We start from the raw sequence: 25,044 nt of genomic DNA on the forward strand, positions 1-25,044 counted from the left end.
CGATTTATCACTATAATTCATGTTACACGTTTCTGGTGCTCACGGAAATAGTTTCCGTATCATAATCGGTCAAATTCGTTATAATTTGAAGGATCTCTATCTGTTTCCGTCAGCTCTTGGTACACCAAGGAACCCCATGCCGAATTTCACCGGAATGAACGGGCGAAATGGCCTGGGGTTGATTGAATGGAGATTTATTTAACAACTTGGGCAAGCTTCTGAACGATTCCGGCCCATCCCTGTTCCATACGTTCGCGTACGATAGCGTGGGCCTGTCCAAACTCGGTCAGTTTATCCGCATCCCAACCGCTGTGAATCAGTGTGAAATCCGTACCTTCGGGCTGTTCATTCAGTTCGAACGTCAACGTCCAGTCCTTCCCCCAGCGGAATGACAGCTTGTGCAGCGGAAGAACTTCCGTCACCTGACATGGTGATTGGCCGAAGGGGCCTGCTTCCAATATAAACTCGTGACCTTCCACGGGTTCCAGATTGCCTGGCATGAACCAGGTTCTCAGTCCCTGCTCGGTCGAGACCATCTCCCACACTTTCTCTACAGGTGCATGGAGCATAAGTTTCTGCCGGATATCTGGCAGTGCACTTGATGAACTTGATGATGAATCCATTCGAATCACCTCCTTATACATTTCATTTCGTATAACTACCCGAATAGAAGTTGACCTCCGCTTTATCCCCACCCTATAATTGGAACATATTACATAAAAGGTGCGTGATTCCTATGATAGTCTGCTCTGAAAATTCCAATTCCAACCGTTGTCGGAAGGGATAATCCTGCTCACTCCCCTTCCACGTTTTCATTTTAATACATTTACATGTGGGGGACACCTATACTATGTCATTCAGTTATTACGGTCCATTATGCACCGCCGTTTATGATCTCACGAAACCTGTGGGACACTCCTTGGGAGGAGACATTGAATTCTATCGCCATTATCTTCAGCGCTGCAATGGACGTATCCTTGAAGCCATGTCAGGATCAGGCCGAGTGCTCATTCCTTTGCTTGAAGCAGGCTTGAAGGTGGATGGAATTGATTATTCGACCGATATGATCAACTCTTGCCGTTCTCGTTGTATGGAGCGGGCATTACCCATGCCTGAGCTATTCGTTGCCGATCTGGAGAAGCTTGACCTTCCATATCGATACGAGGCAATTATCATTCCCGGAGGTTCTCTGCTCCTCATCCAAGACAGACAGGCGTCGATTAACGCATTACGTAATCTATTTCAGCATTTAGAACCCGGCGGCAGGCTCGTGTTTGATCTGTTTCTGCCCGATGTGACACAACCCTCTTCTGTAGAAACATCAACCGTTTCATTACCCGATGGTGATACGATCACGGTAGAAGTGAAAACCATTGAAGTGAACCTTCTTCAACAGTACAAAGTAAGTCTCATTCGCTATGAGCAATGGCATCAGGGTGCTCTTGTTGCTACGGAACTGCAACAGCTTACCTTGCGCTGGTACGGCATAGAAGAGTTACGCCTAATTCTCGAACACATTGGTTTCTCTGACATTAAAGTGTACGCCGATTTCAACCCGAATCAGCCACCTACACAGTCGAATCAAAAATTCGTATACGAAGCGACTCGAAGAGCGTAGTCATCCGTAATTGGATGGATATGCTGATGCTTCTCACTATAAAAAAATTAGGCCACAGCAAAGGTTATCCCCTGCTGTGGCCTATTTTACTATATAAAATTTGCAATAACATTTACATGAGAACGCAGAGGGCAGAAATAGCCTGAAGAAGCGGAGCGTTCGCCTTTATCCTCAGATTTTCACCTTTGAAAAAGTGAATCAAAAAATCTGAGGATAACAGCGATCGGAAGGTTATTCTGTCATCAGAGTGGCAAGTGTAAGTATAATTTGGAGCAGATTAGTATCCACGAGAATATTGCTCCGCAATGGCAGCTTGATCCTTGCTGACACCCAGTTCCAGAGCGGCATGGTTCGCCCAGTACGGGTCACGCAGCATGCCTCTACCAACCGCGACCAGATCCGCATCGCCGTTGCCAATAACCGCTTGAGCCAATGCTGCATCCTCCAGCATACCCACTGCGATTACAGGAACGTTCAGTTCTTCACGGAAACGACGGGCAAATGGTACCTGATACCCCGGGTAGTTCCCCGGTTTCCGCTGTCCGGAAGGACCTTCGCCACCTGAACTGATATGGAACATGTCCACGCCTGCATCTTGGTAGGCACGAGCGATATTGATCGTGTGGTCGATGTCGTATCCACCATCCGCGTATTCTACAGCCGAAATCCGCAAAATCAGCGGCATATCTGCGGGCATTTCTTTTTTCACTGCACGAATGACTTCTACGCCAAAACGGGACAGATCCTGCCCATATACATCCTCACGATGGTTCATCAGCGGGGAATGGAACTGGTGGATCAGGTATCCATGTGCACCGTGCAGCTCAATGGTATCTACTCCAGCCTGCACTGCGCGGCGAACACCGTCTGCGAACTTTTGCACCATAGCTTCTACTTCTTCCGTACTTAACGCGCGTGGTTCCTTGTACTTTTCTCCCGGGAATGTAACTACCGATGGGGCAACCGGCTGCGGAGCATCCTCTGCTTTTCGTCCCGCATGTGCGATCTGAATAGCTACTTTGGAGCCGTAGGCATGGATTCCATCTACAAGTTTGGTGAAGGCCGGCACATGCTCATCTGACCATATCCCCAAGTCATTGTCGGTAATGCGTCCATCCGGATCTACATCGGTCATCTCGATTACAATCAGTCCTGTCCCTCCAACCGCACGGCTCACATAGTGAACCTGATGCCAATCGTTCGGAATGCCATCCTTCGCAGTGACAGAATATTGGCACATCGGTGCCATGACGACACGGTTATTTAATTGCAGGCTCTTGAATTGATAGGGCGAAAATAATTGTTCAGTCATTAATGTTACATCTCCTGTTCCATGATCATGATATATATGAACCCTTACTTATTTGTCTAAGTCCGAAAACAGTTTTCCGTTCTTGCCGTAATTGTCCTTCTCCAAATCCTCAATGAAGATAAAGACTTTGCTCGGATCAACATCCAGTGTCTCACAAGCCACCTGAGTCATACGTTCAATCAACTGACGTTTCTGCTCGACCGACTTGCCTTCCAGTACCTTAACCGTGATAAATGGCATGTCTTGAACACATCCTTTCTTCATCATTTATTATGAACCTCAGTTATAGAAATACAAGTACGTACATTTTTGTGACCTAGTACCCTTTTTGATACCTAGAAATCGTCATATTTCGGTTCTGCCCCATTCTGGAAATGACTGCAAAACATGATATGATAACCGTAGAGAACCACAATAATTACTATACCCAATTTACATAAGTTGTGACTAACGGTTACACGATAACGGAGAGGGCAGAAATAACCTGTAGAAGCGGAGCTAAAAGCTTTCTGCAAGAAAGCTGCATCGAAAGCATACGCTATCCTCAGATTTTCACCTTTGTAAAAGTGGATCAAAAAATATCTGGGGATAACAGCGATCAGAAGGTTATTCTGGCCTCGTAGTGGATCAGTGTAAAACAAGTAGTTCAACTTATATACTACTCAAGCTAGGGAGAGGTTATATATGAAAGATATATTAATTCAAAGACTGAGTACTTATGTTCAGATGGATACCCAATCCGATGAAAATAGCGAGACATGCCCTTCCACACCCGGCCAACTAGCCTTGGGCAAACTGCTCGTTGAGGAATGTACCTCCATTGGTCTGCAAGATGTGACGATGGATGAGAATGGTTATGTCATGGCTACACTGCCATCCAATACCGACAAGGATGTTCCTGTAATTGGTTTCCTGGCTCACCTCGATACAGCCACCGACTTTACTGGCAAAAATGTCAAACCACAGGTTATCGATAACTATGACGGTGCTGATATTGTGCTGAACTCGGAACTGGATGTCGTACTGTCCAACAAGGATTTCCCGGAACTGCACGAGTATAAAGGCCACACCCTGATCACAACCGATGGTACAACGTTGCTTGGTGCAGATAATAAGGCAGGCATTGCCGAGATCATGACGGCGATGGCCTATCTGATTGAACACCCGGAAGTGAAACACGGTAAGATTCGGGTTGCTTTTACCCCGGATGAAGAGATTGGCCGTGGACCGCACAAGTTTGACGTAGCTGCTTTTGGAGCTAAATATGCGTACACGGTTGATGGCGGACCGCTTGGTGAGCTGGAATACGAGAGCTTTAACGCAGCTGCCGCCAAAATTACCGTACGAGGCACCAATGTGCATCCCGGAACAGCGAAGGATAAAATGGTGAACTCCCTGAAAATTGCGATGGAATTGAATCGACGCCTGCCTGTGGAGGAAGCTCCTGAATTCACGGACGGTTATGATGGTTTCTATCATCTATTGTCTTTGGAGGGTGACGTTGAGCTGACAAAGATGAGTTACATCATCCGTGATTTCGACCGGGCGAAGTTTGAAGAGCGCAAAACAAATCTGCTCCATATCGCAAACGAACTGAAGACCAAGTATGGAGAGAAAAGCATCACGGTTGAATTGAATGACCAGTACTATAACATGCGTGAGAAAATTGAACCCGTACGCCAGATCGTCGACATTGCCCATGAAGCCATGACCCGACTGGACATCGAACCTGTTATTCGCCCCATTCGGGGAGGAACAGATGGTTCCCAGCTATCCTATATGGGCATGCCAACACCAAATATCTTCACTGGTGGTGAGAACTACCACGGCAAATTCGAATATGTATCGGTAGACAATATGGTGAAGGCCACCCGTGTCATTGTAGAGATCGCTCAATTGTTTGAGCAACACGGAGATATCTAATCCACTTGAAGTGCAGAGCAAAAAGAGCACCCCTCGGTATATTCGGGAGGGTGCTTTTTGTTGTGCCGTATTGTATTTTATTGTGTCGCGTCATGTCGCTTAGATATGCAGGCTTGGTCTTTATTTTATAATGCCATCACTCATATATATTGCCTCCTGCGATGACACGCAACTGTTCCAGATCACAGATCACTAGCTTTCGCTGCACTTTGCGAATAATATCTCGTTTACACAGATCTTGAACAACTCTATTAAGATGTCTATAGCTGGTGCCCAGCATATCGGCCAGTTCGGTGAGCTTGGAGGTCTGGATCTCTTCCGAAGAAGACTCGTCCTGGCCCATTGTGGACAACAGATAGCTGGCAAATCGGCTCTCGACCGGATATAACATATTCAGACTCGACAGGTTGGAAAAGGTATACAATTTGTGCGTAACTTGACTCAACATAAAGTGGAGAAACTTAGGGTTCTCTGCATACGTATTCTGGAGAGCTCGATAGCTGATACCCAGCAGCAGGCTTTTGCTCACAGACTCTACCGTATTCATAGCCTCCTTGCCATTTACCAGTTCCAAATCTCCCACAAGCGCAAGTGGTGTACTGAAACGAAGTAACAGAGACTTGCCGTTAGGCAGGGTGGTATAGATCTTGAGCTTGCCCTGCACGAGAAAATACAACCGCTCGGGTCGTTCACCTTTGGTACATATCATCTCGCCCTTTGCAGCCTCAAGTAGTCGCAACTCAGCGAGCGCAGGCTCGCCCAGCACCTGATCCAACCCGTTCTCACGGGCGAGTTGCCGCACAAGTCCAAAGTCCATAATTTCTTTCATTCCGACTTCCCTCCGTTGCCCTATATAATGTACACAAAAGGACACATGTCCTATATTCGATATACATCCGTACAAATATCTTGATATAAAAATAGTTACAACTAACACTTATATCCAATAAATCATTTTAGATGGGAAATATTTTAAAATTTAATCATAAAATGTTCATTCTTTCATGCAAAATGCCGTTCACGAAAAGTCATTTCCGTCCGATGAAAGATAGAGCATTCCATAGATCGTTAAAAATAATACATTCAAATATTGAAAGGATGGTCCTCTTCCATGAACGTTGTAGATGCCCTGCTTAAAGTAATGCCTTATATCAGCCTGATCCTCAGAGAACCAGCTAGTTTAACTCTTTACGATCACGAAAAAGTATTAGATGTCATTATGACAGATAAATTTGATCTTGGTTTTGAAAAAGGAATGTCACTCTTGGAATCGTATCAAAACTTTGCCATCTTAAAAAATGGAAGAGAAGCGACCCTTGCTACTCTCTCCAAGGAAGTTTATGGTATCGAACTGGATATTCTGAACATTCCGATCTTTGATGATCACCAGAAAGTTGTTGCTGTTTTCTGTGTATCTTACGACCAATCTAACCAGAACCAACTTGAAGACATTATACAAGAAAATCAAACCATCAATGGTAACCTCGTTGATATGGTGCAGCATGTCGCCGCTCATGCCGAAGAATTGCAAGCAACCAGTGAGCAGATCTTGCAGAACACAAGACTTGCTGTTCAGAACTCTTCCCAAATCAACAAAGTAGCCGGATTCATTCGTGAAATCTCTGAGCAAACCAACTTGCTCGGCCTGAATGCCGCTATTGAAGCCGCTCGCGTTGGTGAAGCCGGTGCCGGCTTCGGTGTGGTTGCTTCCGAAGTACGCAAACTCTCTGTGGATGCCAAACAAGCTACAAGTGATATCGATACCAGTCTGAGAGATGTGCAACAGGTCATCAAACAGATGGAAGTTGAAGTCTCCCAGATTGCAGCCTCTTCACAGGAACAAGCAACGCTTGTAGCATCCTTTACGGATGTGATTGAGCAGCTTAATGAAACAGGGGAACGAATGAAAACTCTATCCGAACAACTGATCAGCTATTCCGTTAAAAATTAATCAAAATATATCTTTGATGAACTTTGGCTAGTGCAAAGATACATTTTATATGCAACAAACAGGACTCGGGTTGCCCATGATGGATAATCCAAGTCCTGTTGTTTGTTGTGCCCATTTTATATAACCAACTACGTTCAGATAAAATCTTAATTGGCTACATGTATTGATTTATCTCCAATAACTTCTTCTTCCGACTGCCAGCATTCCACTTCACCCGGAATATGAATCCGGTCCCGGGTAAAGACGGGATCACGACCTTCAGCCTTCTGTTTCTTGTAGTCCTTCAACGCTTCGAAAGTCACCTTGGACAGCATCAAAATTGCAATCAGGTTCACCACCACCATGAGCCCCATGAACAGGTCCGCCAAATCCCATACCAGCTGTACTTTGGCTACCGCACCAAACACCACCATCGCGATAACGCAAATGCGGTATACCCACAGCCAAACTTTGTTGGATTTGATAAACTCAATGTTAGTTTCTCCATAGTAATAATTTCCAATTAGTGTACTGAAAGCAAACAGGAACACCATAACCGCCAGGAATCCCGATGCCCATGAACCAATATGTACACTTAATGCAGCCTGAGTTAATTCAATGCCACCCAGATTGGAACCTTTGTATACCCCGGATAGCAAAATAATCATGGCAGTGCTTGTACATATCACTAACGTATCTGTCAGCACGCCAAACGCCTGAATAAGTCCCTGTTTCACCGGATGTGTTGTATCCGCCGTTGCAGCAGCATTCGGGGCGCTACCCATGCCCGCCTCATTGGAGAACAATCCGCGTTTCACACCGTTCATCAGTGCAGCGCCCAACGTTCCGCCAGCAACCTGTTCGATGCCAAAGGCATTTTTGACGATCAACGCTATCATGGCCGGAAGCTGGGTAATATTCGCCAGCACCACAAAAGCCGCTACCCCAATGTACAATACGGCCAGTACAACAACGATGTATTCCGATGCTTTTGCAATCCGTTTGACACCGCCCATGATAATTCCTGCAAATATCACAGCCATAATGATACCCACAGTTAACCGATCCGTGCCAAATGAGTTCTCAAATGCAACGGTAATCGTGTTAGACTGCACCGCATTAAAGACCAAACCGAAAGAAAGCGTAATGAGAATGGCAAATAAAATTCCCATCCAGCGTTTGCCCAACCCACGTTCCATATAATATGCCGGACCCCCGCGGAATCCGCCCTTATCCTTCACTTTATAGATCTGAGCCAATGTACTCTCCACAAAACTGGAGGCTGACCCGATTATTGCAATGATCCACATCCAGAATATAGCCCCAGGTCCACCCAGTGCAATAGCCAGTGCGATACCGGTAATATTCCCTGTACCTACACGGGCCGCCATACTAATACAGAACGCCTGAAAAGGTGAAATTTTGCCTGGTTCCTTGCTTTTTGGCTCTCGAAGCACCTTCACCATATCTCCAATCATGCGGAATTGCATGAATCGGGTCTTGGTGGTGAAGTATATACCACATACTACCAATAATATAATTAACACTTTGGACCATAGAAAATCATTGAAAATGACGACAATATCTTGTATTGTTTGCTCCATCGGTATGCCCCTTTTTATGGTGTATTTCAAGCACAGAGATGGTTACGGGAAAAGTTTGTACCATTCTGCACAACACTAGCCCCAGACTTCGGGATGTTACTTATACTACAAGGGCATCTACGGAAATCGACAAATACCTACATGCAATTTCTACATTTATTTTAAAAATGGGCTTTGATTGCCCAATCATTGTCATTTAACCTGACATGTCAGGTTCTATGCAAGAAGGAAAGGAACGATTACACTGGAACGAGAGTTCATGGCGGCGTTAGCCGCCTTTACCATAGATTTATCAATCACACCATTCGCAGAGAAAGGGAATGACTGACATGCGTTATTTTATCGTGGATGATGATCCTGGCGTTCGTTCCATGTTGATGGATATTATTGAGGATGAAGGCCTTGGCGATATTGCCGGGGAAGCTGAGGACGGAGCACATATTCACGCGGAACTGTTGGAGCTGCATAAGGTGGATGTCCTATTGATTGATCTGCTGATGCCACAACGAGACGGGATTCAGACTGTGCGTGCGCTTGAAGGAAGGTTCGAGGGCAAGATCGTCATGATCTCCCAGATCGAGTCGAAAAATATGATCGGAGAAGCCTATTCACTAGGCATTGAATATTATATTACGAAGCCGATTAACCGGTTGGAGATTCTATCTGTTCTGCGGCTGGTAAGCGAAAGGCTTCGGATGCAGCAATCCATCGCAGATATTCAGCGGACATTGCAGGGACTGTCCGGTTTGCATCCTAACGAGCGCACCGCGGCTCCGGTTCCGGACAAAACAATCACGACAGCAGGACATTTCCTGCTGTCCGAGATGGGCATGATCGGCGAAGCAGGCAGCAGAGATCTGCTGGACATGCTGGAATATCTGGAGCAGGTAGAGACAGAGGAGCATAAGCTGTCCCCCTATACGTTCCCATCGCTCAAAGACATCTTCCAGAATGTAGCGATACGTAAACTGGGAGAAGACGCCTCTCTCGCAGAGGTGAACAAGGAGATCAAGGCATCGGAACAACGTGTTCGCCGGGCCATCTTCCAGACTCTGAGCCATGTGGTTTCTCTGGGATTAACAGATTATACACATCCCAAGTTCGAGAACTATGCATCCAAATTTTTCGATTTCACCGAAATTCGTAAGAAAATGCTGGAGCTGCAAAACAACGTGGAACCTTCCTTGTCCCAGACACGCATTAATACAAAAAAATTTGTGCAGGTCCTTTATTTGGAAGCCAAACGATTGCTGCATTAAACAGATGCATGATGGATAAGATGCAAAAACAAACGGGCATGAATATTACGCCGGTAGGATACCGCCTCTTCAACTGAGGCTGTCTATATCGGCTATATTCATGCCCGTCTGTACGATCAAGCGTTACAATCTATGTGATTTGTTCCGTGTATAAAATCAAAATCGCTTTGGGTTCAGGCCCGTGAATGGTTTCGGCTAATTCGGTTATACTCATTAATCAATTCGTCCAATGCCATAGACTGCCGAATCACATCGGGATGCCCAAGACCACCCTTGTTATGCTCTACCAGCATATGAAGGTTATGTCTGGCCTTCTCTATTTTATTTTTCAAATCCAAACTCATAACCATGACCCCTGATACCTCCTTATTCTGTGAACCATTTTAGTTTTTCCTGTCAATCTATAGTTGGATTAACATATGGCATAGGAGACAAGGATGTTTTGTATTCTTCTCCAAATTTTGATAAAGATTATTTTATCACACTAGAGCCTATCCGAAAATGGCTGATATGACGCAATTTTAGTGGTATCACCGAGGGTTGGATTCTAACGTCTGGCCTCATCATTCACGGCCAGAACGGATTGTGTCGTAAATGTGTATATTGAAAAAACAAAAAGTCTATTGGTTCGAAAGGTAATAAAATCCCTTTCCATAATGGGGTCATTCAGGTACAATAGGGCGATGTGTGTGTCCGGACCCGGCGGATACAAATGATGTAATGTAGAGGACGGCCAACGACGGCCATTGATCCTGATTTGATATTATTGGAGGCTTATCATCACCATGCAGACCGATTCACAGACTAAAGTCAAAATTGTTAACGCCGATCCCAGCGCAATGGGATTATTTGGGTTGGCTATCGTAACCCTGGTCGCTTCTTCCCAAAAGCTTGGCATTACAGAAGGACTTAGCTACGCTATTCCTTGGGCGATCTTTTTGGGTGCTTTTGCCCAGTTATTCGCATGTATTCAAGATTCCAAACGCAACAATACCTTTGGCACAACAGCTTTTGGCGCGTACGCATTCTTCTGGTTTGCCATGGCTGCCAACTGGATGATCAAAATGGGCGTATTTGGCTCCACTCTCGCTGAACAGGCCGATGGCAAGCAGCTCGGATTTGCTTTTGCCGGATACCTCGTATTCACCCTGTTCATGACGATTGGTGCTATTGAAGCGAATAAAGTATTGCTTGTCATCTTCATTCTGATTGACTTCCTGTTCCTTGGCTTGACCTTTGACGCTTTCGGCGTAGCTCCTCACATTTTCCACACCATTGCAGCATACGCTGAACTGGCGATCGGAATTGTGTCCCTGTATGGTACAGGTGCTTCGGTACTGAACGCTCACTTCGGTTATGCGTTCTTGCCGATCGGCAAACCGTCCGGCATTTTCAAACCCAAGGCTTAATATACAGCAGTAAACCGCCAGCGCGCCGGTCCGCGCCTGGCGGTTTTTTTGCAGTCCAACTTCAATGAACTACGAATCCGACCAACACTTATACTAAGGGATGCTATATAAGTCAAACTAAACATTTACACAGAACGTAGAGGATAGAAATAACTTGAAGAAACGGGGTGGTCGCCTTTATCCCCGGATTTTTTCTTTATAAAAAGGAATCATAAAAATCTGGGGATAACAGCGATCGGAGAGTTGTTCTATCATCGGAGTGGCCAGTGTAAATAATCTTTAGTTGAACTTATATAGATCAGAAGTAGACCCTTCAACACCTGAAATGAAATGTCACAGCAGCCATACTGTCAGGAGGAAAAAAGCATGAGAGAGATACCGAAACCAACGGAGATGGATCAGGTGGAGAAAAAATATGTACGCGAAACACGTTGTTTCAAGACGGCACGGGTGTTCCCAACCGATGTCAACAATCATAATACACTGTTCGGTGGCAAGCTGATGTCCTACATCGATGATATTGCATCCATTGCCGCTTCCAAGCTATGCCGGGTCAATACTGTAACGGCTTCAACCGACTCTGTCGATTTCCTGTACCCGATTAATCCAACGGATTCGGTTACGCTTGAATCGTTCGCGTCCTGGACAGGACGAAGTTCCATGGAGATTTTTGTGAAAGTGATTCGAGAGGATCTGAAGACCGGAGAAAAGAAAATTGCAGCGACGGCATTTCTGACCTTTGTGGCCTTGGACGAAAATAATCGCAAACTGATCGTACCCCGCATTATCCCGGAGACGGAAGAAGAGAAGAAACTATACGAGACCGCTCCGGATCGGGCGGCCATGCGGAAACAACGGCGGGAAGAGAGCAAGAAATTCGCTGACTTCCTGACCGTTACTTATCCTTGGGAATAAACACGCTAAACAATAACAAGATTGAACACTAGCATTACATTATCTGGACGATGCCGGATAGATGGACACCGCTCTGCTATCCGGCAGTTCACCACCCATGGAGACACACCACTGCTGATAGATGCGATACGCTGCACCGCTCTCCAGCAAGCCCTGACAAGTGTATATGCCCTCTTCGATGGAATTGACACGCCCCGCCGCGTATAAGCGGAAACCTCCATTTAACAAGACCTGATTCACAAAAGCAATATGACCCTCACCGCTTAACACACTTTCCGCCACTTCAAGCTGCTTCGCAGCCGTCCAGACCAGTTCCGGCACGGGCATATCCAGTTCATAGGCTGCAGGATCGACCAGTTCCAGCTTCATATCGCCGTCTTCCACGGCGTATACGCGGGTTGGCCGATCAATATACAGATCCTCAGAACCTTCCATCCCCTGTACAACATAAGCACGCCGATAGTTAAACCGGGTGAGCAACTTCGCAATCCGATCCAGAAAGGTATTATGAAACACACCAAACACCAAATACGGTGAATGGTTATAATCAATCAGTTTCTCTGCTGTGTTAAACACCGTTCTAAAACCCAACTCTTCCCGTAACGGACGAAGCTTACGAAGAGGTTCGCACCAATCCTCGGAGGATACGTACATGACACCCGAACGCAATGCAGCGCTCCGGGCATCTTCCCGATCCATCTTGTGTGTATCAATGCCCACTTCCTTCAAAAGTACAGACAACGTGACACCCCACTTGGGTGGTAAAGGATCACTCCCGTGCAAAGTCACCGGCAACCCGGCCGCCGCGAGTACAAACGCAACCGGAAACGTGGCCATGAACGACTTTGTCCGTCCATCATAAGGACCCGCACAGTCCAATCCATCCTGAAATATGGAGAAACGTTCCGCACTGTTACGACAAGCATGAACAAAAGCTTCCAGTTCCTCAACGTTTTCCATTTTCATACGTTCAGCCATTAGAAACGCAGCCGTCTGGGCAGGGGAAACCTCCTGTTTCAGGATTTTCTCTGCAACGGTCAGTGCTTCTGTATAATTCAGATCACGCGAGCCTCGTTTCCCACGTCCGACCTCTCGGAGTATCTGAGACATATCCATGGAGAATCCTCCTTCCAATTAAGACTGGAGCAGTTGATGGGCCTTCACAATCGCTGTGGCTACATCGACCATCCGTTTGCGTTCATCCATCGCTTTCTTGCGTAACAGGTCATAGGCTTCGGCCTCCGAGATCTGCTTCAGATCACTAAGGATAGCCTTCGCCATATCAATCCACTTCCGATCCTCCAGCCTGGATTGCAACTGCTTCCGTTCCTGCTCCCACTGTTTGCGTTCCATGTAGCGTCGGGCTGCAAAGTGAAGAGTCCAGTGAATCTCGGACCCAGTCATGGATGGTGTAAGTATTCCATCAAATGATGTTTCGACCTCGCAGGATTCTGCGGAGGAAGAGGCTGTATCTGGCGCGCACCACCAAAGCAGCGGTGAATCCGACTTCCCCTTTCCCAGGCAGTTCACCCAGTACTCCACATCAGCCAGCGACAGATGTAAAATGGACGCTTCGGCCGCACGAGCTAGCTTCACCGCTTCCGCTTCACTGCCCGCCACCTGTACATGGTACCCGTTTGCTCCCAGCAGCCTCTCCGGTGTCAGAGGGATTGCATCGGATGAGGCAGCTATCGTTGGTTGAACACGGATGACCAATAAAGATCGCATGATGGATCAATCCCTCCCCTATTGCTATAATCAGAGTCCACATCATTTAAGACGTTAATACATGAAAGCAATAAACATGTTACATTACCTAACAAAAATTAAGTAGTGACGATTATGCGTCTTATTTTTAACATTAGAATGATCTTTTCATGCCTCATCATGTTGCAATTAAAAAGGGTGAAACACTATACATGGCACCTTTTCTACAGTATTTATCGTATCTAGCGTGCTAACGTTATCTAGAAGCCTTTAAACTAAGAAGATATACTCGTAAAACTTCGTCGTCCATTCGATATTCCAATAAACTCATGTAAACATAATTAACTTTAAATTTCAAATACTTTTTTATGTTAACTATCTTGACATGGTTAGATCGATCTTTTATAGTTAAGCCATAACAACTCCATATTTGAATCGATCACAGTTACAACGGCGTAGCTGGTTGAAACGGCAATGAAGCCTGTTTTGCAATCTCGGAGCAAGGGATGCGTATGTATATGCGCAGTCCTCCGAGGCATAACAGGCTTTTTCGATTTTAGAGACAAGGTTTTGAGGCATTTTGCAGAATGGACCTAAGGGGGCTAATCATAATGAGTACAACGAAAAAACTGGTGCTGGTCGGCAATGGCATGGCGGGAATCCGCACAATCGAACATATCCTTAAGCTTGCTCCATACGCTTATGAAATTACAGTCTTCGGCGCAGAGCCGCATCCCAACTACAACCGTATCATGTTATCTTCCGTACTGGCTGGCGGAACATCCATCGAGGATATCGTAATCAATGAGTGGAGCTGGTACGAAGATAACGGCATTCGGGTGTACCCGGGTGACCCGGTCGTTCAGATCGATACCAAGCACAAGGAAGTTGTATCTCAAAATGGTGTACGCGCAGCCTATGATGAGCTGATTATGGCAACCGGTTCACAAGCGTTCATCCTCCCTCTTCCCGGCGCTAACAAGGAAGGCGTGATCGGTTTCCGCGATATTAAAGACTGCGAGACCATGATGGCAGCATCACAAAAGTATCGCAAAGCTGCCGTCATTGGAGGTGGATTGCTAGGACTGGAAGCAGCGCGGGGGCTGCTCAATCTGGGCATGGACGTCACAGTCATCCATATTAACGGTCATCTGATGGACCGGAACCTAGATTTGCCGGCAGGTCTGATGCTCCAGCGTGAGCTTGAAGAACAGGGCATGAAGTTCCTTTTGAACAAACATACCGAAGAAATCACAGGCAAACAACGAGTAAAAGCCATTCGTTTTACTGATCAAACGGTGCTTGAAGCGGATCTGGTTGTCATGGCTGTCGGGATTCGCCCTCAGATTGAACTGGCTCGCAATACCGGCCTCGATGTGAATCGTGGAGTCATTGTAGATGATTATATGCATACCAGCATCCCTAGTATATCTGCCGTCGGCGAATGTGCAGAACACCGCGGTATTGCCTACGGACTGGTTGCTCCATTATATGAACAAGGTATGGTGCTCGCAAAACGCCTGGCTGGCGCGGCAACCGAAGGATACGAAGGTTCAGTCACTTCTACCAAACTGAAAGTATCCGGTGTGGACGTATTCTCTGCCGGACAATTCAAAGACGCTGCGGACACTCGCAGCATTCGTATTCAGGATGACGTTGATGGTGTGTACAAAAAGATGGTGATCAAAGACGGACAGCTGATCGGAGCTGTATTGTTCGGGGATACCACAGACGGCGCTTCTCTATTTTCCCTCATTAAGAGTGGTGAGAACATCAGTGGTCGGGAGAAAGAAATTTTGCTCGGTGTACCTTCCGGTGGTTCAGGCTCCGGCCCATCTGTCGCAGAACGCATGGCGAGTATGCCGGATGACGAGATCGTCTGTGGTTGTAACGGTGTGACCAAATCTTCCATTGGAGACGCCGTTCTGAATAAAGGCTGTAATACACTCGGTGCAATCAAATCCTGTACCAAAGCTTCCGCTTCTTGCGGTGGGTGCAAACCTATTATCGAAAACCTGCTCACATATTATGCTGGTGATAATGTAGGCGAACAAACCAAAGAAGGCATCTGTGGCTGCACATCCTATGATCGGGATGAGATTGTTGCACAGATCAAGGAAATGGGTCTCAAAAGCGTTAAAGAAGTCATGAATGTTCTCGGTTGGAATGAACCGGAAGGTTGCTCCAAGTGCCGCCCTTCCCTCAACTATTATCTCGGGATGATCTGGCCGGCTGAATACACAGATGAGCGTGTATCCAAATTCACCAATGAACGTTATCACGCCAATATCCAGAAAGACGGTACCTACTCCGTTATTCCACGGATCTATGGTGGTGTCACTTCCCCGGCGGAATTGATCAAGATTGCAACTGTCGCAGAGAAATACGATGTGCCGTTGGTGAAATTCACGGGTGGGCAACGACTCGATCTGCTCGGTGTACAGAAAGAGAACCTGCCGAAGATCTGGGAGGAACTCGATATGCCTTCCGGTTTTGGTTATGGCAAGGCGCTTCGTACGGTGAAGACTTGTGTAGGTAATACGTTCTGCCGATTCGGCACACAAGATTCCATTGAGATGGGTATTCGTCTGGAGAAAAAACTCGACAAGATGGTGGCTCCGGCCAAAGTGAAACTCGCTGTCTCCGGATGTCCGCGGAACTGTGCTGAAGCGACCATCAAGGATCTGGGTGTTGTCGCCATTGATGGCGCTTGGGAGATTCATGTTGGCGGTAACGCGGGAGTCAAGGTTCGTGCAGCCGAGTTGCTCTGTACGGTGAAGACCGATGCGGAAGTGGAAGAGTGGACTTACTCTTACCTGCAATATTATAGAGAGAACGCAAAATGGAATGAGAGAACAGCGGCTTGGATTGAACGGGTTGGTCTGGATCATGTGAAGGAAGCATTGGCGGATCGGGATGTACGTCTCGCTCTGGTTGAACGTCTGGAAGTTACACTGGGTCACACGGTTGATCCTTGGAAAGAAATCATTCAAGACGAGAAATTACGTAAAAACTTCACCCCACTGTCCGGTGCCGAGCCGGTAACCCACTAGAAGAGGAGGAACAGCGATGAACAAATTCCGGATTGGACACCTTGCAGATATTGATGAAAAGGGAGCACGGACCTTCCTGATACAGGATACCGAAATTGCAGTCTTCAAACTGAGCGACGGAAGTCTGCACGCCGTCGAGAATCGCTGCCCTCACAAGGGCGGCAAGCTGTCGGAAGGCATGGTGTGCGGGACAGCGGTTCATTGTCCTTTGCATGATTGGAAGATTGATCTGCGTAACGGTAAGGTACACGAGCCGGATGAAGGCTGCTTGAATACCTACAAAACAGAAGTGGACGGCAACAGTGGAGAAATCTTCATCACAATTGCGGGTTAAAGGCTAGAGATACCCTGACATCAAGGAGGCGTGCGCTATGGATTTTGTTAAACCTGCAGAAGTGCTGCAATCGATGGTCGAAGCTGGTGAGAGCAAAGCCAGAATGAATCGGGTACAGATGCTGATCCGCGGTTTTCTGGCGGGGGCTATCCTTGCCTTTGCAACCACACTGGCATATACCGCTGTATCTCAAACTTCCGTTGGTTTGGCAGGTGCACTGATATTCCCGGCGGGATTTGTCATCATTATTCTGCTGGGTCTCGAATTGGTGACAGGAAACTTTGCGATGCTTCCACTCGCAGTGTTGAAACGCAGAATTACATGGATGGATATGCTCCGAAATTATTTTTGGGTGATCACAGGACATCTGCTCGGATGTGCATTCTATGCTCTGTTATACGGCATGACCATTACCAAGATGGGTACGGATATGAGCAACCCTCTGATTCAAACGCTGATCCAGACCAGTGAAGCCAAAACATTGGGATATCAGCATTTGGGCGGAGCAGGCATTGTACTGGTGATCATCAAGGCCATTCTATGTAACTGGATGGTCGCACTCGGGGCAGTGATGGCGATGACATCCACTTCTACTCTGGGTAAAATCGTAGCGATGTGGCTGCCCATTACCATATTTTTCGCTCAGGGATTTGAGCATGCTGTGGTAAATATGTTCGTCATTCCGGCAGGCATGATGCTCGGCGCACAGGTGAGTGTCGCTGACTGGTGGCTGTGGAATCAGATCCCGGTGTTGTTGGGTAACCTCATTGGCGGAGCTGTATTTACAGGCCTCGGTCTATATGCTGCACACCACTGGGGAAATCCGGTGAAGCTATCGACGAAACTGGCAACCATTCAGGGTGGTCGTTCAGGATTAGCAAGTTCCGATGCTGGACCGAAACTGGGGACACGATCATGAGTCGGGGCCTGGTTAGTATTGTTGGCGCTGGTCCTGGAGATCCGGATCTGATTACGGTAAAAGCCCTGAAACGCATTCAGTCCGCAGATGTCATTATGTATGATCGGCTTGTGAATGATCAATTGCTCGCTGAGGCTCGCGAAGGAGCACTCCGCATCTACTGCGGCAAGGCTCCAGGCCTTCATTCCATGAGTCAGGAGATGATTGGACGGATGCTTGCTGCTCATGCGGCGGAAGGCAAACAAGTCGTAAGACTCAAGGGTGGCGATCCGTTCATCTTTGGCCGTGGTGGTGAAGAAGCGCTTGTGCTGGCGGAAGCAGGGATTGCATTTGAGATCATTCCTGGCATCACTTCAGCTGTAGGTACATCCGCTTCATCCCTTATTCCCTTAACCCATCGCGGGGTTGCTTCATCCTTCGCATGTGTCACGGGAACCGGCAGTGATGGAAGTGTATCTTCGGTCCGCTGGGACCTGCTCGCTCATAGTGTGGATACACTGGTCATCTACATGGGTATTAGCCAACTGCCCCAGATTCAACATGAATTGCTTCACCATGGCAAAAGCGGACACACCCCTGCGGCTTTAATCGAACGGGGAACCACTTCGGAGGAACGGATTATTACCGGCACACTTGCCGAACTCCATTCCCTCGCCAAGTCGCATCAAGTGAATAATCCCGCATTAATCATGATCGGAGAGTCGGTCCTGATCCGCGAACAGCTGCTTCAGATGCAACAGGCCGCGAACGCCTCCATGACCGGATAATCCGGTACTTTAATCTAACAGCATACGCTCGTGAATAGTCCGACCCTTCTGCCCTGGTTCAATCAGCAGACGGGTCGGTTTGATGTTAATCAGCGCCGTAAGCTGCTCTCCCATATAATGCGCAGAATACTTGAATCCAATCTCCGCCCAATGCATGATTACCCCTACCGTTGCAGATACCAGATAACTTAGCATGATGTCGTAATTAATCGTCCACTCACTATCCTCGGTCACCAATACAAAATCTTCGGTTAGATACGTTCTAAACATATTGCACAGCCGGGAGCTCATATCTGAATGCATCGTTATTAATGCACGAAAGATATCCTGATGGGCTTCAATATATTCGAATACAGGCATCGTGGATGGTAGCAATGCAGTCATGTCCACTTCCGTAAGCTGTGCGTATGGTTCTGCATAAGCTCGCCCCACTCCCTGCATGAAATCATCCAGAATGAACTGCAACAACTCCGGTTTGCCGGGAAAATGTAAATAGAAGGTTCCCCGGTTGTAATCCGCCCGTTCCGTAATATCCCGGATTGTGAGGGCATCCGCTCCCTTTTCTAATATCAAAGAAACCGCCGCAGCGATGATCGCATCCTGCGTTCTTCGTGCTCTCCGGTCCTGAGGATGTTCAATGATCAACATTTTCGCCTCCTTTGTTCATTATTTTAATATAAATGAACACCGCTTACACCTCTGTCCGATAGCTGACATATGCGCTGTCAATGATTATTGTCACATTGCTATGTATATCTTAACATTGAGACAGGAAAGATAGACGACAGGTTGAAACTTTTTTTGAGAAATACCTGCCAATAATGAATAAGGAGCGGATAGTTCATGAGTACATCTTATACACATACAGCCGTTATTACAGGAGCAGCTGGAGGCATTGGTAAAGAATTGGCACGCCGCCTGGCTGAGCGCAAAATCAATTTGGTTCTGGTGGACCTGAATGAAGAAGCCATCCAGCAGACGATTACTGATCTGAACCTCGACAAAGAGCACGTCATCGCCGTAAAAGCGAACGTATCCCAAGAAGCAGACGTGAAAAACTATGTGCAAAAAGCATTGGATGCTTTTGGTCGAATCGATTATTTTGCCAACAATGCTGGGATTGAAGGTCCAACAGGACTGATCGAAGACCTGAGTGTTGAAGCACTCGACACTGTATATAACGTCAACATTCGTGGGGTATTCCTGGGTCTGCAAAATGTCATTCCGGTTATGAAAAAACAAAAATCCGGTGCGATTCTTAATACCTCTTCCCTCGCGGGTCTGATGGGTGCACCTGCTGTGTCTCCATATATTATGTCCAAACATGCCGTAGTTGGTCTCACGCGTACCGCTGCAAATGAATTGGCACCTTATAATATCCGGGTTAACGCTGTATTGCCAGGTACAATCAATACACGCATGATGCGCCAGATCGAAGCAAATTCCGGTAACGTGGAAGACTATCAATCAGCAACCGTGTCCAGCATTCCAATGGGCCGTTATGGTGAACCGGAAGAAGTCGCTGCGGTAATGAACTTCCTGTTGTCCGAAGAAGCATCTTATGTAACAGCTTCCCTTTACACCGTAGATGGCGGTATGGTGGGTCAATAAGAAGCTATAAACGGTGGGATTGATAGGGATTGGGTCGATAGAACTTCAAGTCCATCCTTAAAAAAGTTATACCGACAGGTATTCCCGAAGGAATGCCTGGTCACTACAATCTAAAAAAGGCCTCAACACCACAGTATTGTGGAGTTGAGGTCTTTTTGACAGTTCAACACTTGCCATGCATTAGGCTGCATCTGTGAGATTTCACTTTTGAAACAGCCATTTAACGCCTCGTTGCACCATGTGATCACTCTAAGTTACTCTAACGAACCTAGGGCACCTTATTTCGGCAAAAAGCGCTTATTTCCCGAACTAACGAATCTCAGACACGCTAATTCCGCGGAAATGCTTTAACTGCATGGGAAAGTCCTAAAATCCATAGAATAACGTGTCTGAGATTCGTTACATTCCCAATCGAGCGAGAAATGCCCGAATAGCGCGTGTGAGATTCGTTAGATTTTGCCTACACTTAACTTAATCGACGTATCCCGCGTGACCCTTGTCCATCAAGTAGTCCATCTCAGCATCCAGGATGCCTTCCACGGTCAACTCATCCAGCTTCACATCTTTACGACTAAGGATGTAGTCAGCCAGATCATCGCCGTCAATATCCACATCGTTACCTTTGGAATTCTCATGCGCCTTGTTGATGTACGCTTGCTCATGCTTCAACACAAGAGCGATGTTCGCCTGGCTTGCCTTCGTTTTATCTGCAATATACTGCATCATTTCTTGTTCATTAATTGCATTTGCTTCTGCCACGTTCAGTTCATCTCCTTGATTCATACATACTGTTGCCATTGTAGCATAGGTTAACCCATTACAGGCAGAACTTATGCCTGAGAACGATTATAGAGCGGGAGCGAAGGATTAGTGTGGAGCTCGCTCATCACTCCGCCCTTACGACAACCGCACGTAAAATGTAGCACCCTCTCCAACTACACTTCGAGCATACACCTCTCCTTTGTGCTGATCCACAATGGAACGAGCAATCGCCAGACCCAGACCATGCCCACCATGCTTGCGGGCTCTTGAAGAATCCGTACGATAGAATCGATCGAAGATCCGATCCAGATGTTCGGGTGCAATGCCTTCACCTGTGTTGGATACGGCCAGCATGACATCATTATTCTGTTTCTGGAGGGTGACGTTTACGGCGCCTTTTGGACCGGAATACTTCACAGCATTATCGAGCAGGATCAGAATGACCTGTTTGATCTGCTCACTGTTCCCATGCACCGTAAGGTTCGGCTCAATGTTGTAATCGAGGGAGATGTTTTTCTCAAAGATAACGGCCTCCATCGGCAAAATAATACTTTCTACTGCATCACTCATATTAAACTTCGCGTAAATCATCGTGGAGCGTGAGTCGTCCATCTGTGTCAGATAGAGCAGATCATTCGTAAGTCCGGTCATGCGCTCGGTTTCCGACTTGATATAGTGCAGCCACTTCGCTTGGTTCGCTATGGTATCCTCCTGATTCGCAAGCAGTACGTCAGCGTTGGTATTGATGATCGCCAGAGGTGTCTTCAGCTCATGTGAAGCATCACCGATGAATTGTTTTTGCTTCTCAAACGCTTCTCTGACGGGTGCAATAGAGCGATTCGCAAAATAACGGCTCAGGAAGTAGATCACAATCAGCATGACCAGTCCAACAATAGCAAATGTATAGATCAGATTCGTCAGAATACCTTGTTGTGCCGTCACATCAATAAATACGATCATATGCCCTTCACCGCTCGGATCAACCACATAGGCCCAGTCCGTTCCATCCAGCGCAAATTGTCCCGTCTGCCGTTCCGAATCACCAACTTTATTCTGGTTAACCTTTTGCAACGCCTCGGTGTAGAACGTATCTTCCATATCAAAGCGGGAATGCGTATCCGTAATCTTCCACTGGTCATCCGTCTTAATCATGAACGAAACGGAACGTGCCGGAGGTGAGTTGGGATCACCTCCCGGTCCTCCATTATCACCACCCATGGTATCGGAAGGAAACGAATCTGAACCAGAACTTGAACCAGAGCCTGTACTACCCCCTGTACCGGAACCCTGCCCTTCCCCGCGCGGCATCTTGGATGAATTATAAGGACTGTGATAGAAATCAGACACCTTGTACAACTCCATATTGGTCTCACGTTGCACATTCTGATAAGTAATCGTATAGATCGTCGCAAATGCCACCAGCATCATAATGGAGATGGACACCAGATTCACGATCAAGAATCGATTTCGAAGTTTCTTGAACATCAGGACGTCACCTCAAGCACATACCCCACACCCCGAATCGTGTTAATGCGGACGGCAGAGTTCAGGAAGGTTAATTTTTTGCGTAAAAAAGAGATATATACTTCCACATTGTTATACTCCACTTCCGAATCAAAGCCCCATAACTTCTCAATAATCTGCTCTTTGGAGGTAATCGCCTGTTTGCGGGCAATCAACAGCTCCAGCAGTTCATTCTCCTTCAGATTCAGCTTGATCTCCTTCCCCTGAACACTCAGCTTCAACTGAGTTGTATTCAGCTCAATATCACCGAATTTCAGTCCATCCTCGGGAACCACTTCGCCCTTCCGTCGTAAGGCTGCACGAATCCGGGCCAGCAATTCCTCTGTGGCAAAAGGCTTGGCGATATAATCATCGGCACCATAATCGAGGCCTGTGACTTTGTCCGATAGTTCACCTTTCGCAGTAAGCAGAATGACAGGCGTATGATTGCCTTCACTGCGAAGTTTCTTCAGGACGGTGATCCCGTCCATCTCCGGCATCATGATGTCGAGTAGTAACAGGTCGTAGATGCCGCTCTGCGCATAATCCAATCCTGATCTGCCGTCGTGGACCATGTCCACGGAGTAGTTGTTTTTTTTCAAAATCTGCGATACAGCCTCTGCCAAATGAACCTCATCTTCCGCAATTAATATTCTCATCATCTATTCATTCCTCTGCTTGAATTATTTCTCTCAATGGACTTGTTTTATATGTTCTTATTCTATCAATCAAACCTTGAATCAATCTTAATTCATTTTGTGTATGCGCACTATTATAGGAAGATTAAAAAATGTTAACGCAATGTAAAACCATTTAAGATTCATTCAAGGTTGGGGCTCTAAGATACAGACATGGAAGCAATACACGATGCAACAAAACATACAACCCACCAACGAAAGGAATGAGTCCCACATGGCTATTGAAGTATTCAACCGATATGAGAGCAAGTACCTTCTGACGGATGAGCAGTACGCACATTTCTACAATGACCTGCTGAAATACATGGAGCTGGATGCCTACAACAAGAAACATGAGTACTACTCCATTAGTAACCTGTACTTCGACACTCCACAAGATTCGCTGATCCGCGCCAGTCTCTCCAAACCAAAATACAAGGAGAAGCTGAGACTGCGAGCTTATGGAATCCCTGAAGAGAATGCCAGAGTGTATCTGGAGATCAAAAAGAAAGTATTTGGCCTGGTGAACAAGCGCAGAACAGCTTTGAAGCTGGATGAAGCATATGAATTCGTCCGTTCGGGACAGGCGCCGGAGCTCGCGGATTACATGAACAAACAAGTTGTCGAAGAGATCAAATATTTTCTTCGGGTATACGATCTGGAACCGAAAGTGTATCTGGCATATGAACGCAAAGCACTCTTCGACAAGAACAGCCGCGATCTTCGCATTACCTTTGACACCAACATTCGTAGCCGCAGATATGATCTGAAGCTGGAACAGGGAGATTACGGTGAACCGCTGGTGAAGGACGGTCGATGGCTGATGGAAGTGAAGGCCGAGAAAACCGTTCCGATGTGGCTGTCGCAACTGCTATCTGAACATGGGCTGTATCGTACCGGATTCTCCAAATACGGCAACGAGTTCAGACATCTCGCGAGAACAACCAACCTGAATTACCAGACCGAGCGCATTCTTGTACCAGGTACCGATTTCAACCCATCCATAGAACAAGATAAAACGATTATAGAAAGAGAGCGTGTCCTATATGCTTGATTCACTGTTCAGTTCAGCCCTAACCGATACCAACCTGACGTTTAACAACGCAGTCATAACCATTGGTCTTGCCATTATTCTGGGGTTAATCATCAGCCTCACGTACATGAAGACTAACCAAAGAACATACTCCCAAAGCTTCACCTTAACAATGGTCGTCCTACCCGTTATTGTCGCCATTATCATCCTGCTCATCGGCAGCAACATCGCTCGAGCATTCAGCTTGGCAGGTGCCTTCTCGATCATCCGATTCCGAAGTGCCCCTGGTGATCCAAAAGACATTGCTTACGTATTGTTCACGATGGCTTCCGGTCTTGCCTGCGGTGTAGGCGCTTTTGGATACGCGGTGCTGTTCACCATTATCCTGTGTGTACTCATGTTTGTTCTGAGTCGCTTCAACTTTGGTGGCAAGAAAAGTCAGCTGAAAACGCTGAAAGTTACCATCCCTGAGAACTTGAGTTATGAAGAAGCACTTAATGAAGTGTTCCATACATTCAGCGTACCTTTTGATCTGAAAAAAATCAGAACGACCGAACTCGGCAGTCTGTATGAGCTGGTCTACAGTGTAACCATTCACGAAAGTGTTAGCCAAAAGGAATTCCTCGACGCCATCCGTACACGGAACGGCAACCTGGATATCTCCTTAACCATGAGTCCAACAACGGAATATTAATTTTTAATTCGAAG

At 46.7% G+C, this 25,044-nt stretch carries 25 protein-coding genes; 13 read left to right on the forward strand and 12 right to left on the reverse strand.

Annotated features, from left to right (window positions below):
• Positions 1–194: 194 nt before the first annotated feature.
• Entirely contained in the window at positions 195–623 is a 429-nt protein-coding gene (locus tag MHH92_RS29045; protein ID WP_253504157.1) for an SRPBCC family protein, read from the reverse strand.
• A 227-nt stretch (positions 624–850) separates the two neighbouring features.
• Between MHH92_RS29045 and MHH92_RS29050 the strand changes: the two genes are divergently transcribed.
• Positions 851–1,618, forward strand: coding sequence for a class I SAM-dependent methyltransferase (locus MHH92_RS29050; protein WP_253504161.1), 768 nt, complete (start codon positions 851–853; stop codon positions 1,616–1,618).
• A 277-nt stretch (positions 1,619–1,895) separates the two neighbouring features.
• Here the strand turns inward: MHH92_RS29050 and MHH92_RS29055 are convergent, their stop codons facing one another.
• Together MHH92_RS29055 and MHH92_RS29060 are read right to left on the reverse strand one after the other, a co-directional pair.
• A complete protein-coding gene (locus tag MHH92_RS29055; RefSeq protein WP_017691643.1) occupies positions 1,896–2,930 on the reverse strand; it encodes an NADH:flavin oxidoreductase/NADH oxidase in 1,035 nt (344 codons plus the stop codon).
• A gap of 48 nt (positions 2,931–2,978) precedes the next feature.
• Positions 2,979–3,170, reverse strand: coding sequence for a tautomerase family protein (locus MHH92_RS29060; protein WP_017691642.1), 192 nt, complete (start codon positions 3,168–3,170; stop codon positions 2,979–2,981).
• A gap of 444 nt (positions 3,171–3,614) precedes the next feature.
• Between MHH92_RS29060 and pepT the strand changes: the two genes are divergently transcribed.
• Complete coding sequence (gene pepT / locus MHH92_RS29065; RefSeq protein ID WP_340907454.1) at positions 3,615–4,853, forward strand: peptidase T; 1,239 nt, start codon at positions 3,615–3,617, stop codon at positions 4,851–4,853.
• 136 nt (positions 4,854–4,989) lie between these two features.
• Here the strand turns inward: pepT and MHH92_RS29070 are convergent, their stop codons facing one another.
• Entirely contained in the window at positions 4,990–5,682 is a 693-nt protein-coding gene (locus MHH92_RS29070) for a Crp/Fnr family transcriptional regulator (RefSeq protein WP_340907455.1), read from the reverse strand.
• 663 nt (positions 5,683–6,345) lie between these two features.
• Between MHH92_RS29070 and MHH92_RS30680 the strand changes: the two genes are divergently transcribed.
• Positions 6,346–6,804, forward strand: a complete 459-nt coding sequence (locus MHH92_RS30680) for a methyl-accepting chemotaxis protein (protein WP_445254972.1) — start codon at positions 6,346–6,348, stop codon at positions 6,802–6,804.
• A gap of 146 nt (positions 6,805–6,950) precedes the next feature.
• Here the strand turns inward: MHH92_RS30680 and MHH92_RS29080 are convergent, their stop codons facing one another.
• A complete protein-coding gene (locus tag MHH92_RS29080) occupies positions 6,951–8,387 on the reverse strand; it encodes an alanine/glycine:cation symporter family protein (protein ID WP_076251914.1) in 1,437 nt (478 codons plus the stop codon).
• 329 nt (positions 8,388–8,716) lie between these two features.
• On the opposite strand from MHH92_RS29080, the gene MHH92_RS29085 reads away from it, so the two are divergent.
• On the forward strand, positions 8,717–9,646 hold the full coding sequence (locus MHH92_RS29085) for a response regulator (RefSeq protein ID WP_340907804.1): 930 nt from the start codon (positions 8,717–8,719) through the stop codon (positions 9,644–9,646).
• A 173-nt stretch (positions 9,647–9,819) separates the two neighbouring features.
• Here the strand turns inward: MHH92_RS29085 and MHH92_RS29090 are convergent, their stop codons facing one another.
• Positions 9,820–9,996 (reverse strand): aspartyl-phosphate phosphatase Spo0E family protein, encoded by a 177-nt coding sequence (locus MHH92_RS29090; RefSeq protein ID WP_017691636.1) that lies wholly within the window; start codon positions 9,994–9,996, stop codon positions 9,820–9,822.
• Positions 9,997–10,431: 435 nt separating this feature from the next.
• Between MHH92_RS29090 and MHH92_RS29095 the strand changes: the two genes are divergently transcribed.
• Entirely contained in the window at positions 10,432–11,055 is a 624-nt protein-coding gene (locus MHH92_RS29095; RefSeq protein WP_253504178.1) for an acetate uptake transporter, read from the forward strand.
• Positions 11,056–11,457: 402 nt separating this feature from the next.
• Positions 11,458–11,970 carry an acyl-CoA thioesterase gene (locus tag MHH92_RS29100; RefSeq protein ID WP_026081401.1) on the forward strand — a complete coding sequence of 171 codons (513 nt, stop codon included), beginning with the start codon at positions 11,458–11,460 and terminating at the stop codon, positions 11,968–11,970.
• Between the two features lie 39 nt (positions 11,971–12,009).
• On the opposite strand, the gene MHH92_RS29105 is transcribed toward MHH92_RS29100, so the two are convergent.
• Together MHH92_RS29105 and MHH92_RS29110 are read right to left on the reverse strand one after the other, a co-directional pair.
• Positions 12,010–13,086, reverse strand: coding sequence for an anthranilate phosphoribosyltransferase (locus tag MHH92_RS29105; RefSeq protein WP_253504181.1), 1,077 nt, complete (start codon positions 13,084–13,086; stop codon positions 12,010–12,012).
• Positions 13,087–13,104: 18 nt separating this feature from the next.
• The gene (locus MHH92_RS29110) at positions 13,105–13,698 is read right to left on the reverse strand and encodes an ANTAR domain-containing response regulator (RefSeq protein WP_100528196.1); all 594 of its coding nucleotides are present in this window, start codon (positions 13,696–13,698) and stop codon (positions 13,105–13,107) included.
• Positions 13,699–14,288: 590 nt separating this feature from the next.
• On the opposite strand from MHH92_RS29110, the gene nirB reads away from it, so the two are divergent.
• The 4 genes from nirB to cobA are packed head-to-tail and all read left to right on the forward strand — an operon-like array spanning position 14,289 to position 18,750.
• Complete coding sequence (nirB, locus tag MHH92_RS29115) at positions 14,289–16,730, forward strand: nitrite reductase large subunit NirB (protein WP_340907459.1); 2,442 nt, start codon at positions 14,289–14,291, stop codon at positions 16,728–16,730.
• Positions 16,731–16,746: 16 nt separating this feature from the next.
• The gene (nirD, locus tag MHH92_RS29120; protein ID WP_036612155.1) at positions 16,747–17,064 is read left to right on the forward strand and encodes a nitrite reductase small subunit NirD; all 318 of its coding nucleotides are present in this window, start codon (positions 16,747–16,749) and stop codon (positions 17,062–17,064) included.
• Positions 17,065–17,101: 37 nt separating this feature from the next.
• Entirely contained in the window at positions 17,102–17,983 is an 882-nt protein-coding gene (locus MHH92_RS29125; protein WP_340907460.1) for a formate/nitrite transporter family protein, read from the forward strand.
• Positions 17,980–18,750 (forward strand): uroporphyrinogen-III C-methyltransferase, encoded by a 771-nt coding sequence (cobA, locus tag MHH92_RS29130; RefSeq protein WP_340907461.1) that lies wholly within the window; start codon positions 17,980–17,982, stop codon positions 18,748–18,750. Before MHH92_RS29125 ends, cobA begins: the two co-directional genes overlap by 4 nt.
• A 9-nt stretch (positions 18,751–18,759) precedes the next feature.
• Here cobA and MHH92_RS29135 read toward each other — a convergent pair whose 3' ends face one another.
• The gene (locus tag MHH92_RS29135; RefSeq protein WP_100528192.1) at positions 18,760–19,398 is read right to left on the reverse strand and encodes a TetR/AcrR family transcriptional regulator; all 639 of its coding nucleotides are present in this window, start codon (positions 19,396–19,398) and stop codon (positions 18,760–18,762) included.
• A 195-nt stretch (positions 19,399–19,593) separates the two neighbouring features.
• Between MHH92_RS29135 and MHH92_RS29140 the strand changes: the two genes are divergently transcribed.
• On the forward strand, positions 19,594–20,361 hold the full coding sequence (locus tag MHH92_RS29140; protein ID WP_036612166.1) for an SDR family NAD(P)-dependent oxidoreductase: 768 nt from the start codon (positions 19,594–19,596) through the stop codon (positions 20,359–20,361).
• 471 nt (positions 20,362–20,832) lie between these two features.
• On the opposite strand, the gene MHH92_RS29145 is transcribed toward MHH92_RS29140, so the two are convergent.
• The 3 genes from MHH92_RS29145 to MHH92_RS29155 all read right to left on the reverse strand — a co-directional run bounded on the left by MHH92_RS29145 (position 20,833) and on the right by MHH92_RS29155 (position 23,285).
• Positions 20,833–21,120 (reverse strand): hypothetical protein, encoded by a 288-nt coding sequence (locus MHH92_RS29145; protein ID WP_445744692.1) that lies wholly within the window; start codon positions 21,118–21,120, stop codon positions 20,833–20,835.
• Positions 21,121–21,258: 138 nt separating this feature from the next.
• Positions 21,259–22,608: a sensor histidine kinase gene (locus tag MHH92_RS29150; protein WP_253504195.1), complete on the reverse strand. Its 1,350-nt coding sequence runs from the start codon at positions 22,606–22,608 to the stop codon at positions 21,259–21,261.
• The gene (locus MHH92_RS29155; protein WP_036612327.1) at positions 22,608–23,285 is read right to left on the reverse strand and encodes a response regulator transcription factor; all 678 of its coding nucleotides are present in this window, start codon (positions 23,283–23,285) and stop codon (positions 22,608–22,610) included. Before MHH92_RS29155 ends, MHH92_RS29150 begins: the two co-directional genes overlap by 1 nt.
• 253 nt (positions 23,286–23,538) lie before the next feature.
• Between MHH92_RS29155 and MHH92_RS29160 the strand changes: the two genes are divergently transcribed.
• Positions 23,539–24,357, forward strand: coding sequence for a polyphosphate polymerase domain-containing protein (locus tag MHH92_RS29160; RefSeq protein ID WP_253504198.1), 819 nt, complete (start codon positions 23,539–23,541; stop codon positions 24,355–24,357).
• Positions 24,350–25,030 carry a DUF4956 domain-containing protein gene (locus tag MHH92_RS29165; protein ID WP_253504201.1) on the forward strand — a complete coding sequence of 227 codons (681 nt, stop codon included), beginning with the start codon at positions 24,350–24,352 and terminating at the stop codon, positions 25,028–25,030. Before MHH92_RS29160 ends, MHH92_RS29165 begins: the two co-directional genes overlap by 8 nt.
• Positions 25,031–25,044: the final 14 nt, after the last annotated feature.

It is taken from the genome of Paenibacillus sp. FSL M7-1414 (assembly GCF_038003195.1).
In the GTDB taxonomy this organism is placed as follows: Bacteria; Bacillota; Bacilli; order Paenibacillales; family Paenibacillaceae; genus Paenibacillus; species Paenibacillus amylolyticus.